The organism is Janthinobacterium sp. NKUCC08_JDC, from assembly GCF_019345575.1.
Taxonomy (GTDB): domain Bacteria; phylum Pseudomonadota; class Gammaproteobacteria; order Burkholderiales; family Burkholderiaceae_D; genus Janthinobacterium; species Janthinobacterium aestuarii.
Map to the genome: position 1 here is coordinate 97,171 of NZ_JAHKQW010000003.1, position 18,750 is coordinate 115,920.

Here is an 18,750-nt window from a genome sequence, read left to right on the forward strand (position 1 = left end):
GTGTTGAAGCATGATGGCTGTCATGTTTGATGGCCTCAACCCACCCCATACTGAAGAAGGAATGATCATGAATGCAGTTACTACCCAAGGCACGGCCCTCATCACCGGCGCCTCGTCCGGCCTGGGCGCCGTGTATGCGGACCGTCTGGCCGCGCGCGGCTTCGATTTGATCCTCGTGGCGCGCCGGGTCGAGCGCCTGGGCACCCTGGCTGCCTCGCTGGCGGAAAAATATGGCGTGGCCGTGCGCGCCATGGCGGCCGATCTGGCCGCACCGGCCGACCTGCAGCGCGTGGCCGAAGAACTGGCCGGCAACCCAGCCATCACCATGCTGGTGAATAATGCTGGTGTCTCGACCCTGGGCGCCGTCGTGGACTCGCCACGCGAGGGTATCGCCGCGATGGACCAGGTCAACGTGGCGGCGCTGGCGCAACTGACGTACGCCGTGCTGCCGCAGTTCAAGCAGCGCAACCGGGGCACCATCATCAACATCGGCTCCGTGCTGTCCTTCCACATCCTGCCCGTCAGCACGATCTACAGCGCCACCAAGGGCTATGTGATGAATTTCACGCGGGGCTTGCAGCAGGAACTGGCCGGCACGGGCATCACGGTGCAGCTGGTGCTGCCCGCGTCGACGGCGACGGAAATCTGGGAATTGAGCGGCGTGCCGCTGGCACAGCTGGACCAGGCGACCATCATGCGCGCGGAAGATTGCGTCGATGCGGCGCTGGCGGGCCTGGACCAGGGCGAGCTGGTGACCTTGCCTTCGGTGGAAGACCAGGTCTTGTGGGAGCGTTTTGACGCGGCCCGCCTGGCCCTGTTCGCGGGCGCGATGCGCGGCAAGCCGGCATCGCGCTATGGCGTCAAAGCCAGCGATTAAGCGGCGTTGAGCGCCTGCTCCAGGTCTTCGCGCAAGTCGTCGATATGCTCGATGCCCACGGACAGGCGCAGCATGTCTTCGGACACGCCCGCCTTGGCCAGTTCCTCGGGATTGAGCTGGCGGTGCGTGGTGGACGCCGGATGCGTGGCCAGCGACTTGGCGTCGCCGATATTGACCAGGCGCGTGAACAGCTGCAGGGCGTCGAGCACGCGGGCGCCTGCCGCGCGCGGATCCTCGCCAGCCGCCAGTTTCAGGCCGAAGGACAAGATGCCCGAGGCGCGGCCGTGCATGTATTTTTTCACCAGCGCGTGGTCCGGGTGGTCTTCCAGGCCCGCGTAATTGACCCACGCGACCTTCGGATGCTGTTTCAGGTGTTTGGCCAGGGCCAGCGTGTTGTCGCAGATGCGGTCCATGCGCAGGGCCAGGGTCTCGATGCCCTGGATCAGCTGGAACGCGCTCAAGGGCGAAATCGCGGCACCCATGTTGCGCAGCGGGACGACGCGCGCGCGGCCGATGAAGGCGGCGGGACCGAACGCTTCCGTGTAGACGACGCCGTGATACGACACGTCCGGCTCGTTCAGGCGCTTGAAGCGCTCCTTGTGCTCGGCCCACGGGAATTTGCCGCTGTCGACGATGGCGCCGCCCACGGTGGTGCCGTGGCCGCCCAGGTATTTTGTCAGCGAATGGACGACGATGTCGGCGCCATGCTCGATGGGGCGGAACAGATAGGGGCTCGGCACCGTGTTATCGACGATCAGCGGGATGCCGTGCGCGTGCGCGATTTCGGCCAGTTTCGCTACATCGGTGACATTGCCCAGCGGGTTGCCGATCGATTCGCAGAAGATGGCCTTGGTGCGCGCATCGATCAGGGCGGCGAAGGTCTCCGGCTGGCGCGCGTCGGCGAAGCGCACTTCGATGCCGATCTGCGGCAGGGTGTGGGCAAACAGGTTGTAGGTGCCGCCATACAGCTGGCTGGCGGAGATGAAATTGTCGCCCGCTTCGGCAATCGTCTGGATCGCATAGGTGATGGCCGCCATGCCCGACGCCACGGCCAGCGCGGCCACGCCGCCTTCCAGCGCGGCGACCCGTTTTTCCAGCACGTCCTGCGTGGGGTTCATGATGCGCGTATAGATATTGCCTGCCACCTTGAGGTCGAACAGGTCGGCGCCATGCTGGGCATTGTCGAAGGCGTAGGCCACCGTCTGGTAAATGGGGACGGCGGCCGCCTTGGTGGTCGGGTCGGGGGTGTAGCCAGCGTGCACGGCCAGGGTTTCGATTCTCATGTGGTCTCCGGTTTCAATAATCTGTGTGGTGAAATCCGCAGCCATTGTGCCATGCGACCATTAGCGCGTTGCTACGCTTGATAGAATATTAAGTCATAAGCTAGTGCGGTCTTGATATAAGTCATGCAGCTCCGCCGGTCCGATGAAACGTTCATGCGTGCCATGCTGGGCGCAGGCAAACGCGCCGCCGATGGCGCCGCGGCGCATGGCGGCGTCGATGCCTGCACCATCGAGCCAGGCATGCAAAAAGGCGGCGACAAACGAGTCGCCGGCGCCATTCGTGTCCACCACGGGCAGCGTCAAGCCCGCCGTCGGATAGTGGCGCACGGACGCGCCGTTCCGTTCCAGCAGGTAGGCCCCATCCGCGCCCGCCATCGCGATGACGGCCTGCGCGCGGCCTTCCGAAATAATCGCGTGCATGACGTCGTCCCGGCGCTCGCCGAGCGCCGCCGTGCTGAGGAAGACCAGGTCGGCGCGCAGTGCGAATTTTTTATGGTGCGGGTTGACGCCATCCCAGTCGTGCAGGTCGGTCGATACCGTCGTGCCGCACGTCAGTGCATCGTCAAACAGCTGGGCCACCCAGCCCATGATGGAAAAGTGCGCGTGGCGCGCCGGTCCCAGGTAGGGCAGATAGAAGGCGGCAGGCATGCGCACGTCTTCCGGGTGGCGCCCGTCATACAGCGACAGCCGGCGTCCTTGCGGGTCGACGAGGTTGACGCTGCGCCGCGTGCCCGAAGGTTCGACGATGTGCGAGAAATCGAGTTTGGCTTCCTTGTAGCGCTGCAGGATGGCCGCGCCTTGCGCATCGTCGCCGATGAAGTCGATGAACTTGCAGCGCAAGCCCAGCGCGTGGCAACCGAGCGCCACGCCATTGCCCGTGTGCGCCACGTAATCGCGGATGGGCGGCACGTGGACGGAGTCGGCGACGGGCAGTTGCAGGTCGGGGACGCGCACGATCGTGTCGATGCCGGCGCCGCCGACCACTAAGATGTCATAGTTGCTCATGGTGCTGCCTTCTCTAACAGGACGGTGCCGGCCGCGTTCACGGCGACGGTGCCATTTTTTACCAAATAGGTTTGATTCGTGTAGGCGTCGCGCAGACTGGTGCCGTCCGCGAACACGCCGTGTACTTTGAGTTCGAGTGCGCCTTGCGCTTCGGGCACGGCGATGATGGCGTCATCCTGCATCACGCGGGCGAACGCATACGGCTTGTCGTTGATGAACCGGTGTTCGCCGCGTGCCAGGGCAGGGTGGCGCAGCCGGAACTGGCCCAGCTTGCGTGCATGCGTCAGGGTGGCCCCATCGAGCGAAGACCAGTTCATGTCGGAGCGGGTCGCCTGCTGTTCGTCGCCGATGGGCGCCGCGCCAGGCTGGCGCGCGCTTTCATCACCGTAGAACAGCTGCACGCCGCCTGGCGCCAGCAGCAGGGCGGACAAGCCATGCTTCAGCCGATCGCGCGGGAACAGGCTGGTGTCGTGCGACGAGATATACGACAGGATGTCGTAGCGGGGGGGCCGGGCCCTTGCCCAGAAGGCCCGCGTACTGGCGGTACACGCCATCGATGCTTTTCCAGTCGCCGCCCGCGCGATTCTGGAAATCGAAATTGATCATCGAGTCGAATCCCGCATCATGCCAGCTGCTGCGCTCGGGGCCATGGCCCCATGCCTCGCCCGTCATCCAGAATGGCGCGTCGTCGATTTTCTGCTGCGGGTGGCGCGCCTTCCAATCCTTGAGGGCATCGGTGGCCGCCGCGCGCAGGGCCAGCCAGCTCGCTGGCTCCACATGCTTGACGGTGTCGGCCCTGAAACCGTCGACGCCGAATTCGCGCACCCAGTCGGCCAGCCAGTGGACAAGGTAGCCGCGCACGGTGGTGTCGGGCAGGGCCACGGCGCGTGTGTCGCTTTTACGTTGCAGGATGGGAGGCAAGCCCACGGCCTTGCCGCTTTCCGTGCGGAAGTCGGGCAGGTAGGCCAGCTGCATCGTGAAATCATCTTTGCCGCCGTCCGGGTAGCCGGGCAAGCCCGCGCGCACCCAGTCGGGGCCCCACCATTGCTTGAATTCGAAGTTGTTGTAGTCGATGAAGCTGTGATAGTCGCGCAGCACGGCCTTTTCGTGGCCGGGCCACAGCACGGGCACCTTGTACTCTGCCAGGGTGCGCAGGTCCGCATAGCCGGGATGGTTCAGCACCACGTCGAACAGCACGCGGATGCCTTGCGCATGGGCCGTATTGATCATTTCGCGCAGTTCCTCGCGCGTGCCCATGTTGGCGTCCATCGTTGTGTAGTCGAGCGCCCAGTAGCCGTGGTAGGCGTAATGCTGGAATTGCTGTTTGCCGCCTACCACCCAGCCATGTATCTGCTCGTACGGCGCCGTGATCCACAGGGCGTTGACGCCCAGTTCCTTGAAGTAGCCGGCCTTCAGCTGCTGCGTGATGCCGGCGATGTCGCCGCCGTGGAAGCTGCCGACGTCGCCGCCTTGCGGGTCAGCGGCGCGGCCATAACTGTGGTCGTTGCCGGGATTGCCGTTGGCGAAACGGTCTGTCACGGCGAAGTAGACAATCGGATTCTCGGCAAAGCTCCCTGCCTGCGCCGAAGCGCACAAGAGCAGGGCGGCCAGCGTAGTCAGGGTGCGCCGCATGGTCAGCCTTTCACGCCGCCAGCCGTGAGGCCGGAGATCATCCATTTTTGCGCCAGCAGGAACACGGCCGTGATGGGCAGACCGGACAAGATGGCGGCCGCGGCGAAGTCGCCCCACAGGTATTTTTGCTCGTACAGGAACAGCTTCGAGCCGACGGCCAGGGTCAGGTTGTTCTGTTCATGCAGCAGCACGGAAGCGATCGGGTACTCGATGATGGCACCGATGAACGACAGCAGGAACACCACCATCAGGATGGGCACCGTCATCGGCAGCAGCACGTAGACGAACGCTTGCCATTGGGTGGCGCCGTCGACCTTGGCCGCTTCCTCGATCTCGATGGGGATGGTTTGATAGTAGCCCTTGATGGTCCAGATATGCAGGGCGATGCCGCCCGTGTAGGCCAGCACCAGGCTGCCGTGGTGGTCGATGCCCAGCCATGGCACGTAGCTGCCCAGCACGTCGAAGATGGCGTAGATGGCCACCAGGGCCAGCACGGCGGGGAACATCTGCAGCAGCATCAGCGCGGACAGCGTCTGCGACTTGAAACGGAACTGCATGCGCGCGAACGCATACGCGCAGGTGGTCGACAGCAGCACGGTGACGGTGGCGCTCATGCTGGCTACCTTGATGGAATTCCACAGCCACAGCAGCACAGGGAAATCCGGTTCGACGAGGGCACCGTTGGGCGCCTGGTAGGACATGCCCAGCGCCAAACGCCAGTGCTCGAAGCTGATCTCGGGCGGTATCAGGCTGCCCGAGGCGAAATTGCCGGGCCGCAGGGAGATCGACAAGATCATCAGGAAGGGGAACATCACCAGCGCGATCAGCGCGATCACGGCGACGTGGGCCGCCAGGATGCGCCAGCGGTTGGAACGGTCGACAACGATAGCCATGGCTGTCCTTTATGCTTTGTTCATGCGCGTCAGGCGCATGTTGACCAGCGAAATCGCGGCCACGAGGAAGAAGATCAGGGTCGAGATGGCGGCAGCCAGGCCAAAGTTCTGGCCGGAATCCTCGAACGCGATGCGGTAGGTGTAGGACACAAGCAAGTCCGTCGTGCCGGCCGGCAAGGTGGTGTCGAGGAAATCGGGACGCCCGCCCGTCAGCAAGCTGATCAGCACAAAATTGTTGAAGTTGAAACCGAGGCTGGCCACCATCAGCGGCGTGAGCGGCTTGATGATCAGCGGTAACGTGATCTTGAAGAAATTCGTCAGCGGTCCCGCGCCGGCCAGGGCCGACGCTTCGTACAGGTCCGATGGAATCGCCTTGATCAAGCCCATGCACACCACCATCATGTACGGGTAGCCGAGCCAGGTGTTGACGATCAAAATCATGGCCTTGGCCAGGGTGGTATCCGAGAACCAGGCGGGCTTGATGCCGAACAGGGCATCGAGCACGAGGTTGATTTCGCCAAAGTTATTGTTGAACAAACCCTTGAAGACGAGGATGGAAATGAAGCCGGGCACGGCGTACGGCAGGAACAGCAGGGTGCGGTACAGGCCGCGGAAGCGCAGCGCATCCCAGTTCAGGAGCACGGCCAGCACCATGCCCAGGCCTGTCGTGGTGGCCACGCTGATCAGGGCGAAAACGATGGTCCACACAAAAATGCGCAGGAAGGGGCCGCGGAACGCTTCGTCGGAGAAAATCTTGACGAAGTTGGCGAAGCCGACATTGACCTTGAAGCCCGGTTCCAGTTTCGTGCCGTCCGGCATTTCATAAAAGCCCGTCTTGAAGTTCGGCGTCACCAGTTCGCCCGTGGCGATCTTCTTCAGGGTCTTGTCCGGCAGTTGCTTGTAGACGTGCGCGACGGGACCGAATTCGCGCAAGCCCACCATGCGCAGTTCGATCTTGTTCGGGAGGATCAGGGTGAGCAGTTTCAAATCCTTTTGCAGGGCGATGATGTCCTTGATGCCCAGTGGCGCGGCCAGCACGGGCGCCTGCACGGGGTCGACCGGCGCGACCTCCACGTTCAGGGGCACGGCGCGCTTGAGGGCCAGCGGCTGCGTCAAGAGCACTTCGCCCGTGTCCGGGCTTTCCAGGCGCAAGCGGTATTCTTTATTGTCGGCATGCACGGTCATCGCATAGCCGGCACTTTCCACCCGCTGCGTTTCGTCCAGCAGATATTGCGTGGCCCGCTCGTAGGTGAGCAGGTTGCGCGAACTGAAATTGGTAAAACCGATCGACACCGTGTACACCATCGGCAGCAGCACGAAGACGATGACCGCCGTGATGCCGGGAAACAGATAGCGGTAGGCATAGGCGCGCGGCGACGTGAAGACGAACGTCGTCAGGGTCAGCAAGCCGAGGAAAACGGCGGCCAGCATGGTCTGGCCGGAAATGTACAACATGAAGAGCAGATACAGACCCAGCGCCATGCTGATGGTCAATACCGTAGGGCCGATAAACTTGCGCACGATGGATACCTGTGAAGATGGATGCTGTTTGCGTTGAACTTGTACGCAACGGAGAGCTGGGGTCAGACCCGGCGGGTCTGACCCCGGATTTCGTGAAGTTACGTGATGCAGCGCGATACTGATTAATTCGCCGTCGTAATCCGCTTCGCCGCCGCATCGAGGCCATCCTTGGTCGTCTGGCGGCCTTGCGTGATGTTTTCCAGCGCCGATTGCATCGACGACCAGAAACGGCCCATTTCCGGGTTGTTCGGCATCGGGCGGCCAGCTTGCGCGCTTTCCATCGTTGCCTGGATGTTCGGATTGGCTTTCAGTTCCGCGAACAGCACCTTGTTGGCTGGCGTGCCCAGCGGGACGTCGGCGTTGATGGTTTTCAGGCCATTGATCTGCAGCATCTGGTTTTCCAGGAATTCTGTCGCCAAATCTTTGTTCGGGCTGGCCTTGGAAATCATCGCGCCCAATACGCCCACGAATGGCGTGGCCGTCTTGCCTGCCACGGTAGGGATCGTTGCCACGCCGAAGTTGATCTTCGACTTGCGCGCATTGTCCCACGACCATGGGCCGTTGATCATCATGGCGATCTTGCCCTGGTTGAAGCCCGCTTCCATCTCGGCATAGCCGGCGCCCTTCGGCATGGCGCCGCTGTTGATCAGGGTCATCAGCGCATTCACGCCCGCCTGCGAACCGGCGTTGTTCACGCCTGTCTTGGCTGCATCGTAGCGGCCGTCGGACTTGACTTCAAACGGGAAACCGCCGCCCGCGCCCAGCAAAGGCCACGTGAAATACGTATTCGTGTAATCCCACAGGATGGCTTTCTTGCCTTGTGCGGACAATTTCTTGTCCAGCGCGGCGATTTCCTCGAAGGTTTTTGGCGGCGTCGGCACCAGGTCCTTGTTGTAGACGAGGGCGACGGCTTCGATGGAGATCGGGTAGCCCCAGGTCTTGCCGCTCACCGTAAAGGCGTTCCAGGCCAGCGGCAGGATGGCGGCGCGCGCTTCCTTGCTTGGCGTCAATGGTTGCAGCAAGCCGGCGTCGATCCAGGTGCCGATGCGGTCATGCGGCCAGATCCAGATGTCCGGGCCCTTGCCTGCGGCGGCCGCTTGCTGGAATTTGTTTGGCGCATCTTCCGGATGCTCGACGACGACCTTGATGCCCGTCTTCTTGGTGAATTCTTCGCCGACCTTGGCCAGGCCCTTGTAGCCCTTGTCGCCATTGATCCAGATCAGCAGGGTGCCTGCTTCGGCCGCGTTCGCCATGCTGACGGCGGCCAGGTTGCCGATGCCGGCCAAGGCGGCGGCGATCAGGGTAGTTTTGATGAAGCTGCGTTTCGGATTCGTGAAGGACATGTCAATCTCCAGTGTCTTTTTTTATGCTAAGTTTATGTTGAGTATCAAGGCTGAAACGATACAACCAGGCCAGGCGGCGCCTGTAGCGCCTGGCCCCTTAAAGCCGGGGTGTCAGGTACGGGTCTGGCCGTGCTCGTCGAACACGTGGACGCGGGCCGGCGCCACCTGCAGCGCCACGGATTGGCCAATGGCCCAGTCCGTTTCCGCATCGGCGCGCACCACCAGCGGCTCGTCGCCGCCCGGTACTTGCACATACAGATAGCTGATGTCGCCCAGTTTTTCCACGGCCTGCACAGTGGCCGTGATGGCTGCCGTGGCGCCGGGTGCGCATGCCTGCACGTGTTCGGGACGCGCGCCGACGGTGACGGGGGTGCCGCTGGCCAATGGCTGCGTCAACACGGCTTGCAGCATGCCGCCCGCGTTGGTGGCGATGGTGGCCACGCCGTCGGCATAGCTGTGGATCTTGCCCTTGAGGAAGTTCATGCGGGGCGAACCGAGGAAGCCGGCCACGAACAGGTTGGCGGGGTGGTGGTACAGCTCGAGCGGTGCACCCACCTGTTCGATGCGGCCCGCGTTGAGCACGACGATGCGGTCGGCCAGGGTCATCGCTTCGACCTGGTCATGCGTGACGTAAATCATGGTCGAGCGCAATTCGCGGTGCAAATTCGCCAGTTCGATGCGCATTTGCACGCGCAGCGATGCGTCGAGATTGGACAGCGGTTCGTCAAACAGGAAGACGTCGGGTTTGCGCACGATGGCGCGGCCGATGGCCACGCGCTGGCGCTGGCCGCCGGACAAGTCCTTCGGTTTGCGTTCCAGCAAAGGTTCGATGCGCAGGATTTGCGCGGCGCGCTGCACGGCGTCGGCGATCTGCACCTTGCTCATGCCGGCCAGTTTGAGGCCGAAGGCCATGTTCTGCGCCACGCTCATGTGCGGATACAGGGCATAGCTCTGGAACACCATGGCGATGCCGCGCTTGGCGGGCGGCACGTCGTTCATGCGCGTCTTGCCGATGAATAAGTCACCGCCGCTGATTTCTTCCAGGCCGCAGATGCTGCGCAGCAAGGTGGATTTGCCGCAACCCGACGGGCCCACGAAGACCATGAATTCGCCATCGGCGATCTCCAGGTCGATGCCGTGCAGGGTTTGCACGTCGCCATATGCCTTCTTCAGGCCTGTTAACTTCAGTCCAGCCATGTCTTCCTCACTATGTCAATCCGTCCTCGCTGATGCGCGGGGCTCGTTATTGTAATTGGCGGCATGGCCGCCAAAGCCTGCGATTTACGCCAGGGTGCCGAACCAGCCGCCATGCGGGGGCAGGCTGAGCTGTTGGTTATCTTTACTACCTGGCAAGCCGTGACCGGCAAGATCGGCCGCTGCCGCCGCGTCCGGCCAGGCGAAGGTGACGGCCTCCGTGCCCAGGTTGAAGGCAGCCAGCACGGACGGTTGGCCGGGCAAATCGCGGCGCAGGGCCAGCACAGGTTCCGGTGCATCGAAGAAGACGATATCGCCGCGCAGCAATTGCGGCAGGGTACGGCGCCAGGCGAGGATGTTCTGCGCAAAGCGCAGCGCCGAGCCGCTATCGTGTTCTTCGACGTCGACGGCGCGCGCCAGATGCTCGGGCGGCACGGGCAACCACGGCGTGGTGGTGCTGAAGCCGCCATGCGGCGCTTCGGCCACCCACGGCATCGGCGTGCGGCAGCCGTCGCGGCCCTTGAACTGAGGCCAGAACGGGATGCCGTACGGGTCTTGCAGCGCTTCGAAAGGAATGTCCGCTTCCGTCAGGGCCAGCTCGTCGCCCTGGTACAGGCACGGCGTGCCTTTCAGCGCCGCCTGCACGGCCAGTACGACCTTGGCCAGCGAGGGCGATGGGTTCTCGCCGCCCCAGCGCGTCATCACGCGCACGCTGTCGTGGTTGCCCACGGACCAGGAAGCCCAGCCGTCGGCCACTTGCGCTTCGAATTCTTCCACTTGCTTGCGGATGTGCGCGGCCGAAAACTCCGCCGTCAGCAAGTTGAAACTGTAGGCCATGTGCAGCTTGTCGGCGCCCGTATAGGCAGCCATGGTGGCCAGCGCATTGTCGTCGCCCACTTCGCCGATGGAAACGGCCTTGTATTCATCGAGCACGGCGCGCACGCGCTGCAGGTAGGCGATGTTTTCCGGCTGCGTCTTGTCGTACACGTGCGCTTGCATGCCGTAGGGGTTGATGGCCGACACGCTGCTCGCGTCGCGCTGCGCGGCTGGCGGATTATCGCGCAGCAATTGATCGTGATACGGGAAGTTGCAGGAATCGAAGCGGAAGCCATCGACGCCGCGCTCGAGCCAGAAGCGCAGGTTGTCCAGCTGGGCCTGCTGTACGGCCGGATTGTGGAAGTTCAGGTCGGGCTGGCTGACGAGGAAATCATGCAGGTAATACTGGCCGCGGCGCGGCTCCCATTGCCACGCGGAACCGCCGAACACGGACAGCCAGTTGTTTGGCGCCGTGCCGTCCGGTTTCTGGTCGGCCCACACATACCAGTCGGCCTTGGGATTGTCGCGGCTGGAGCGGCTTTCCACGAACCACGGATGGTTGTCGGACGAGTGCGACAGCACCTGGTCGATCATCACTTTCAAGCCCAGTTCATGGGCGCGCGCCACGAGGCGGTCGAAATCGGCCAGGGTGCCAAACATCGGGTCGACGTCGCAGAAATCGGCCACGTCATAGCCGAAGTCCTTCATCGGCGACGTGAAGAAGGGCGAGATCCAGACGATGTCGGCGCCCAGGGCGGCGATGTAGTCGAGCTTGGAGGTAATTCCGGGCAAGTCGCCGATGCCGTCGCCATTGCTGTCGAGGAAGCTGCGTGGATACACCTGGTAGATGACGGCGCTGCGCCACCAGTCGGCGGGCAGATGGGCGAGATTGTTCTGGATGGTCGGCATGAATGATTTCTTAAAAGTTGCCTGTAGCGTTGGCTATCAGGGCGGCGCTGCTGGTTGGTAGGCGAACGTCTTATTTTAAAATTCAAAGCGCTTTGGGTATGAAATGAGTATAGTTCAAAGCGCTTTGAAAAGTAAAGCGATACACGTGCCAGACATACGATTTTTTTATGAGCGTGATTCAGGAAGGGAAAAACTGCGCGAAGAGGGCGTTTACGAACCCCCCCCAGCGGAGGCCGGGGTCGGACCCTGAGGGGGAATGGTCCCAGTGGGACCCATTCCGATCACGCAGTGACTGACCCCAGCTTTCTGCTGCGGGCCAATGCAATATTTAACTACCTAATTACCGGTCCCGCCGACTCGCCCGGCAACAGTTCGCACGGCCACAGTTCCTGCAGGTCGGTGACGGGCGTGCCGTCCATCAGGGCCAGCAGCATGTGGATCATCTTCGCGCCGGCGCCGCGCGGGTCGGGCTGGACGACGGTGGTGACGTTGTGGCCGGCCAGGGAATCTTCCATCACGCCCCAGACGATCAGCGACATCTCGCTGCCGATGGCGATGCCCGCGTCGAGCAGGGCGCGCACGGCGCCCACGCCCGACATGTGATTGTCGACGATGACGGCGGTGGGGCGGGGCGAGCGGGCCAGCAGGCGCTGCATGGCCTGGTAGCCAGCGCGGCGGTCGTGGGCGTTGTCGACCAGGTTGTCCGGGTCGACGGCCAGGCCGCCCGCCTGCATGGCGTGCTGGAAACTCTCGACGCGCTGGCGCACGAAGTTCAGGTCCGGCGTTGCGCTGATCAGGCCGATGCGCTGGTGGCCCAGCTGCGCCAGGCGCTCGACGGCCAGGCGCATGCCCGCCTCGTTATCGTAGTCGAACCACGCGTGCGGCTGGTTCAGCTGCGTGCGGCCATGCGCGACAAACGGCATGCCCTGCTGCGCCAGGTAGGCGATGCGCTCGTCGAACGGCTTTGTACGGCCAACGATCAGGCCGTCGATGCGGCGGCCCTTGACCATGCGTTCATACGTGTGGAATTCATTGGTGGCCGAAGCGGGCGCGATCATCATGTCCATCTGCTGCGCTTCCAGCGCTTCCGACATGCCGCCCACGATGTCGATGAACATGGGGTCGGCCAGGTCGTTCGGCATCAGCGGGTAGATGATGCCGACGATATTCGTGCGCCCCACGGCCAGGCTGCGCGCCATGGGATTGGGACGGTAGCCGGCCGCCTGCGCGGCGGCCAGTACCCGCTCGCGCGTGCGTTCGCTCACTTCCGGATAGCCATTCAAGGCGCGGCTGACGGTGGTTTCGGATATTCCTAGCGTTTTGGCGAGATTTTTGAGGTTCATGGATGCTGCAGTCGGGGTGGGTCGGGAGCGGTGCGGTGCCGTGCAATGCAGGGTAGTTTATCTGATAAATGCCGGAATGATCAGAGGTATGGCAAGCGGCGGCGGCGCCCAAAAAAATACGCGGGCAAACCCAGGGGCGCCCGCGCTAAAAGAGGATACTGCTGAATCACTACATTGAAGCTGCCGGCCATCGCGTGCAGCGGCGAAATGGTGGGTCCGGTTACTACCTGCCCCGAAATGCGGGCGGTGCTGCTGCCACTGGCTGGCGCCTTGCGGCGTCAGCCAGTGTTGGATGCCTCTGGTCAATAAAGAGCGTCTGATAAAACGTTCAGGGCAAGGCGCACGGTCGCAGACAGTACGCTAGTACGGCAAGACCGTGCAACGCCGCCATGGACGTTTTTCAGATGCTCTTACCACCACGACTCGACCTGGAAACCGACCGAGCTGCCGTTGGTCTTGCCACCAAACACGCCCGTCGACGACAGCGCCGATTCGGCAGCGGCGGCCGACTGGGCTGCCTTGTTCCATTTGGCATAGGTGTAGAAGGCGCGCAGCACGGGACGCGACCAGAAGCTGTTGCCGGCCGACAGTTGCGGCGCGAAGGTCAGCTTGGTGAGATTGCGGCTCTCGCCGCCTTCCGGCTTGACGATGTCGTGGCCCAGTTCCACGGCCAGGCTGTAGTTGTCCGTGAAGTGGTAGACGGGACGCGCGCCGATCGATGTCCATTTGCTGCTCACGCCTGCCGTTTCCTTGTCTTCGTAGACGAAGGTGCCCATGCCCGACCAGGCGCCTTTGGGCTGGATCATGATCTGTTCCGTCAGGCGCACGACCTTGTCATCCTTGCTGGCGCCCAGGCTGAAGCCGCCCGTGTTGGCAGCGCTGCCTTTGCCGTACTGCAGTGCCACCTTGTTGAAGCCGCCCAGCAGATTGCCTTGCGTATGCATGACGGTCAGCAAGTGGCCGCTGGCGATGGGAGCCGCGCCTTGCGCGTTGCGTTTCTGGTTGAATTGCAGGCCCAGGGTCAGTTCGCCATCGGGGTTGACCTTGATGCCGGAGAAGCGCAAGTCGTGGGACAGGCCCATGCGATTGCTGTCGCCATCGTCGGCCGTGCGCACGATGGCGTAGGCCAGCTTGGCGGCGCCCAGGTCGATGTTTTCCAGGCCGGCGCCCGGGCCGCTGTTATTCCAGAAGTAGTAATCGGTGATGTGTACGTCCTGGCGGTCATAGTAGCGCTTGCCGACCCAGGCGCGCGCTTCGGCGAAGGCGCCCGTGCCGATCTTGTCGGCGACCACGTTCATTTCACGCCACGCCGGGTCCGATTGCTCCCAGTCCTGGTTCTGATTGACGGAAAACGCCACCAGGGTATTGATGCGGAAAGTGGTGCCGTTGGCTGCCTTGAAGGCTTCGCCGCCGAATTTCAGCTCGCCGTAGGTTTCGCACTCATTGCCCAGACGATACTTGGACGATGCGCCAGCCAGGCCGAAACACGCTTCCTTGCCGCCTTCGCTGCTGGTGCCGAAGCCCGAACGGATGTAGCCGCCGAAGTCGATCGGCAGGGCGGCCTGGGCCGACGCGCTCAAGGCCATGAGCACTGCCGCTGGCAACGCTTTCAAGAAAAATTTGTTCATTGTGTCTCCAGTGTTTTTATAGGTGTGGGATTAGCGCGCGTAATTTCGCACAACCAAAGCGCTTTAGTTATGTTTCAAAGCGCTTTGAGTATAGTTCAAAGCGCTTTGATCAGTAAACTAGTTTTATTCCTTGAAACTTTTGAGGTGTTGCGGAGAAACATCAAGGCGGGCGGCGGCGCGTGGACGCCGCCGTGTACGGCAGGAGGAACGGTGATGGTCGTGACTTATTGCTGCGCCTTGCAGGCGGGCAGGGCGGCCGTGCCCGTTGCTGCACCAGCTGGATGACGCAAAAAGGCCAGGATCAGCAGGGCCGAGGCCGTCGTAATGCTGGCCAGCACATACAGCAAGTGGCGGAAAGCGGCGCCATACGCTTGCGCCAGTTCGGCGGCGCCGGCCTGCGGCAACAGAACGCCTGCATGGCGTAATTCTCCCAGTGCCAGGAAGGGCGCCGCCAGCGCCGCCTGCTCGGGGGCGAGGCCGGGCACCTTGCCCAAGGCCGCCATCGTGAGCGTACCGAGCAGCGCGCTGACGATGGCCAGCGCCAGGCCTTCACCCGCCACGCGCGTCGTGTTGAAGATGCCGGCCGCCATGCCGGCCCGCTCGACGGGCACGACGCTGATGGCCAGGCCATCCATCAAGCCCCACGGCAGGCTGATGCCGCAGCCGATCAGCAGCAGCGGCCCGATCAAGGTAGCGGGCGCCTGGCCCGGTGCGCAGGTGGACAGCCACAGCAAGCCACCGGCCGCCAGTAGCAGGCCGCTGGCGCAGATGTGCGCGGCAGCGATGCGCTGCGCCGCCATGCCGGCCAGGATCGGCAGCACCAGCATGGGCGCCGACAGGGCGATCATCATGCGTCCCGCCTCCAGCGCGCTGTAGCCTTCGATGCCGATGAAGCGGGCCGGCAGCAAGACCAGCAGCACGACAAAGGAAAATGCGGGCGCGGCCGCCAGCAATTGCACGCCGGCAAAGGCGGGCAGGCGGAACAGGGTCAAGTCCAGCATGGGGCGCGCCGCGCGCCGCTCCACGCGGATGAAAACGGCCAGCAGCAAGGCTGCGCCACCGAACAATCCCAGGCTGGCGGCACTGCCCCAACCACTATCGGGCGCCTGCAGCAAGCCATAGGTAAATAGGGACAGCGCACCGGTAAACGTCAGGGCGCCCGGCCAATCGACGCCTTGCGCCTGTGGGTCGCGCGATTCGCGCATGGCGCGCGCGGCGGCCAGCAGGGCGGCCAGGCCGGCCGCGGCCGTGGCCGCAAAAATGGCGCGCCAGCCCGTGTGCGTGATCAAGGTGCCTGCCAGGAAGGGGCCGAAGGCCAGGCCCACGCCGAAGGCCGTGCCGATCAGGCTGAAGGCGCGCGCACGGGCGGGGCCGTCGAATTCCTGCGCCAGGGCCGCCAGTCCGCTCGACAGGGCCATGGCGCAACCGAGGCCCTGGACGGCGCGCAGCACGTCGAGCCACACAATGCCGGGCGCGGTCGCCAGTGCCAGCGCGGCGGCGGAAAACACGGCCATGCCCAGCAGGAACACGCGCTTGCGGCCATAGCGGTCGGCCAGCGCGCCGGCCACCATCAGGCAGCCGCCAAAGCTGAGCATGAAGGCATTCGTGATCCACGCCAGCGCCAGCGGCGTGCCGTGCAGGTCGGCGGCGATGGCGGGAATGGCGATGGCCGGCCCCGTAAAACTGAGCGGCATGCATAGCGCGGCCAGGCAGACGGCGGCCAGCACCAGCATGCGCCGTGCAGTGGCTGGTTCCGGGGCTTGTGCGCGAAGAGTCGTATCCATGGGAATGATTCCAGAAAGAGGGAATCCGATGATAATATGGACGTAATCCGTGAAAAAGTGGTTGAAAATCCTCTCATAACGGACAAATATTCCCTAGTGAGATCGCATGGATAATCTGAATGGTATTGCCGCCTTCGTGCGCGCGGCGGAAACTTCCAGCTATGTAGCGGCCGGGCGGCTGCTTGGCGTGTCGGCTTCGGCCGTGGGCAAGAGCGTGGCGCGGCTGGAAGAAAAGCTGGGCGTGCGCCTGCTCAACCGCAGCACGCGGCGCATCAGCCTGAGCAACGAGGGCGCGCTGTTCTACGAGCGTTGCCAGCGCATCCTGGCCGACCTCGGCGATGCCGAGGCGGAACTGTCGCACCTGGCCGAGGCGCCGCGCGGCAAGCTGCGCGTCAGCCTGCCCGTGATCGGCTACCGCATCATCCTGCCCCTGCTGGCCGAATTTACGCGGCTGTACCCGGAGATCGAACTCGACCTCGATTTCAACGACCGCCTCGTCGACGTGGTGGCCGAAGGCGTCGACGTGGCCGTGCGCAGCGGTACGCTTACCGATTCGCGTCTGATGGCGCGCGAACTGGGGCCGTTTGCCTTTGCCATCGTCGGCTCGCCCGCGTATTTCGCCCGCCATGGCGTGCCGGCCACGCCGCGCGCGCTGGAAGAGCACGCTTGCGTGCGCTACAAATTTCCCACCACGGGCAAGTTGCAGGAATGGGCATTGCAGCGCGCCGAGGGCGACAGCGGCGGGGAGTTGCGCTTGCCGACCGCCTTGACTTGCAACAATATCGAAGCCTTGATCGGCGCCGCCACGCAGGGCGTGGGCCTCGCTTATCTGCCTGACTTTATCGTGCGCGACGCCATCGCGCGCGGCGAACTGCAAGCCGTGCTGACCGGCTACTTGCTGCACTCGAGTAAGTTCTGGGTTCTGTGGCCGTCAAGCCGCCACTTGTCGCCAAAAATTCGCGTCTTTGTTGACCATTTGTGTACCCACTTGCATTTCTCTTCGCTCCCTCCCGGCCCCGCGCCACTTCCTTGATGCCCCTGGCCGCCGCGCTGGCGGCTGCTTGGGGAATATTCCTACCCTAAAGCGATTAATCCTAACGTCGCCGAATTTATATTTGCTGCACCGCATCAAGCTATGCCGCACGGCATCAACTTATACCTTTTCTGAATAACCATCATTCGTTATTGAAATTGCCATAAGGAATTTATTTATGTTAATTTCATATCTGTTTCTGCAACATTGCATCGGCTCGCCGCTTGCGGGGACATGGGCAGGATTAGGCGCCATCAGCGTGTAGTAACCAACAATTAAGGGATGATAGTCCCGTTCCGTTCAGGGAGTGTGCATGAAGACAGTCACGACGACACCGCCGGATCCGGCATCAGCCGCGACAGCGAAACCGGCCCGCAAAACGGGTTTGCTGCTCGGTGGCGGTGCACCAAATTCCACCTTGATCGCCGGTGCCCTGGCCGCGTTTCTCGATGAGGGCATCGAATTCGACGTCATTTCCGCCTCGGGCGCCGGTGTGTTGATGGGCTTGCTTTACACGACGCCGCACGAAGCCACGCCGCGCCAGGCCTTGCAAAGCTGGGCCGACACGGGCGTGGCCGACAGCATCTACAAGATGATCCCGATCAACTACAAGGTCTTCCAGAAGCCGGGCATGCATGCGAGCACTTTCCGCGATGCCTTCCAGCCGCCGGCCAACAATCCTTTTTTTCAGGCGTTCCAGCAAACGTTTGCGAGCGTGCCCACGGCCTGGTCCGACTGGGGCAAGCTGATGGTGTCGTCGCTGTCGCCATCGGACTTGTCGGCGAAAAGCCTGGGCCTGTGCGCGCATTTGCCCTTCCTGGAAAAAGCCGTGGATTTCTCGGGCGTGGCGCGCATGCGCCCCGATTTCTACATCAATGCCTACAACCTCAGCGAGCACCGCATGCAAATCTGGGGCAAGCACGAGATCGAACCGATCCACGTGCGTGCGGCCCTGTCGTTCCCGTTCCTGTATGCACCGACGACCATCGCCGGCGACGACTACATCGAAGGCGCGGCCCTCGACACCCTCAATTTCGACCCGTTTATCGAAGGCAAGGGCGAGCACCATGACGCCGACACCCTGGTCATTCTCGACATCCTCGGCGACGAGCGCTTGCTGCGCAAGCCGCGCAACCTGTACGACGCCTGGGTGCGCTCCATCATTACGCCGCTCGTGAAGATTTCCAAGAGCGAGCTGCGCCTGTTTGAGCTCGAGCACAACACGGATGCGCGCACGGGCCAACCCAAGCGGCGTTTGCTCAAGCTCGACTTGATGGGCGGCATCCCGGAGCAGCACTGGCCCGACACCCTGGACTGGTCCAATTCGAACATGCAACTGCTGTTCGACGTGGGCTACAAGGCGGGGCTGGCGTTTTGCCGACAGCATGGCGACTTGCTGCGCCGCGCACCTGACGCCGCCCCAATGGCGGCTTAGCCGCTTGCAAGCGATCCCGGCCACCTGATCGGCAGCTCTTATCCCGCCTGGCCT

At 63.1% G+C, this 18,750-nt stretch carries 15 protein-coding genes; 3 read left to right on the forward strand and 12 right to left on the reverse strand.

Annotated elements, in window-relative coordinates; all coding sequences use genetic code 11:
- Positions 1-67 precede the first annotated feature (67 nt).
- Positions 68-877, forward strand: coding sequence for an SDR family oxidoreductase (locus tag KO538_RS10290; RefSeq protein ID WP_219328254.1), 810 nt, complete (start codon positions 68-70; stop codon positions 875-877).
- On the opposite strand, the gene KO538_RS10295 is transcribed toward KO538_RS10290, so the two are convergent.
- The 12 genes from KO538_RS10295 to KO538_RS10345 form a co-directional block, all read right to left on the reverse strand.
- Positions 874-2,160: an O-acetylhomoserine aminocarboxypropyltransferase/cysteine synthase family protein gene (locus tag KO538_RS10295; protein ID WP_070218279.1), complete on the reverse strand. Its 1,287-nt coding sequence runs from the start codon at positions 2,158-2,160 to the stop codon at positions 874-876. The genes KO538_RS10290 and KO538_RS10295 overlap by 4 nt on opposite strands.
- Before the next feature lie 93 nt (positions 2,161-2,253).
- Positions 2,254-3,165 (reverse strand): carbohydrate kinase family protein, encoded by a 912-nt coding sequence (locus KO538_RS10300; RefSeq protein ID WP_219328255.1) that lies wholly within the window; start codon positions 3,163-3,165, stop codon positions 2,254-2,256.
- Positions 3,162-3,596, reverse strand: coding sequence for a hypothetical protein (locus tag KO538_RS29355; protein ID WP_257620283.1), 435 nt, complete (start codon positions 3,594-3,596; stop codon positions 3,162-3,164). Before KO538_RS29355 ends, KO538_RS10300 begins: the two co-directional genes overlap by 4 nt.
- Positions 3,547-4,797, reverse strand: a complete 1,251-nt coding sequence (locus tag KO538_RS10305) for an alpha-amylase family glycosyl hydrolase (RefSeq protein WP_257620284.1) — start codon at positions 4,795-4,797, stop codon at positions 3,547-3,549. The genes KO538_RS29355 and KO538_RS10305 overlap by 50 nt, the downstream gene beginning before the upstream one ends.
- A gap of 2 nt (positions 4,798-4,799) precedes the next feature.
- Complete coding sequence (malG, locus tag KO538_RS10310) at positions 4,800-5,690, reverse strand: maltose ABC transporter permease MalG (protein ID WP_034757081.1); 891 nt, start codon at positions 5,688-5,690, stop codon at positions 4,800-4,802.
- A gap of 9 nt (positions 5,691-5,699) precedes the next feature.
- Positions 5,700-7,211: a maltose ABC transporter permease MalF gene (gene malF, locus KO538_RS10315; protein WP_034757085.1), complete on the reverse strand. Its 1,512-nt coding sequence runs from the start codon at positions 7,209-7,211 to the stop codon at positions 5,700-5,702.
- Between the two features lie 122 nt (positions 7,212-7,333).
- The gene (malE, locus tag KO538_RS10320) at positions 7,334-8,554 is read right to left on the reverse strand and encodes a maltose/maltodextrin ABC transporter substrate-binding protein MalE (RefSeq protein WP_219328256.1); all 1,221 of its coding nucleotides are present in this window, start codon (positions 8,552-8,554) and stop codon (positions 7,334-7,336) included.
- A gap of 111 nt (positions 8,555-8,665) precedes the next feature.
- Positions 8,666-9,751, reverse strand: a complete 1,086-nt coding sequence (locus KO538_RS10325) for an ABC transporter ATP-binding protein (RefSeq protein WP_070259173.1) — start codon at positions 9,749-9,751, stop codon at positions 8,666-8,668.
- An 84-nt stretch (positions 9,752-9,835) separates the two neighbouring features.
- The gene (locus KO538_RS10330; protein ID WP_219328257.1) at positions 9,836-11,473 is read right to left on the reverse strand and encodes an alpha-amylase family glycosyl hydrolase; all 1,638 of its coding nucleotides are present in this window, start codon (positions 11,471-11,473) and stop codon (positions 9,836-9,838) included.
- A 332-nt stretch (positions 11,474-11,805) separates the two neighbouring features.
- The gene (locus tag KO538_RS10335; RefSeq protein WP_034757092.1) at positions 11,806-12,816 is read right to left on the reverse strand and encodes a substrate-binding domain-containing protein; all 1,011 of its coding nucleotides are present in this window, start codon (positions 12,814-12,816) and stop codon (positions 11,806-11,808) included.
- Between the two features lie 410 nt (positions 12,817-13,226).
- On the reverse strand, positions 13,227-14,444 hold the full coding sequence (locus KO538_RS10340) for a carbohydrate porin (protein ID WP_219328258.1): 1,218 nt from the start codon (positions 14,442-14,444) through the stop codon (positions 13,227-13,229).
- Positions 14,445-14,668: 224 nt separating this feature from the next.
- Positions 14,669-16,228, reverse strand: a complete 1,560-nt coding sequence (locus KO538_RS10345; RefSeq protein ID WP_219328259.1) for an MFS transporter — start codon at positions 16,226-16,228, stop codon at positions 14,669-14,671.
- A gap of 106 nt (positions 16,229-16,334) precedes the next feature.
- Between KO538_RS10345 and KO538_RS10350 the strand changes: the two genes are divergently transcribed.
- Positions 16,335-17,261: a LysR family transcriptional regulator gene (locus tag KO538_RS10350; protein WP_219328260.1), complete on the forward strand. Its 927-nt coding sequence runs from the start codon at positions 16,335-16,337 to the stop codon at positions 17,259-17,261.
- 313 nt (positions 17,262-17,574) lie between these two features.
- The gene (locus tag KO538_RS10355) at positions 17,575-18,696 is read left to right on the forward strand and encodes a patatin-like phospholipase family protein (RefSeq protein WP_257620285.1); all 1,122 of its coding nucleotides are present in this window, start codon (positions 17,575-17,577) and stop codon (positions 18,694-18,696) included.
- Positions 18,697-18,750 lie beyond the last annotated feature (54 nt).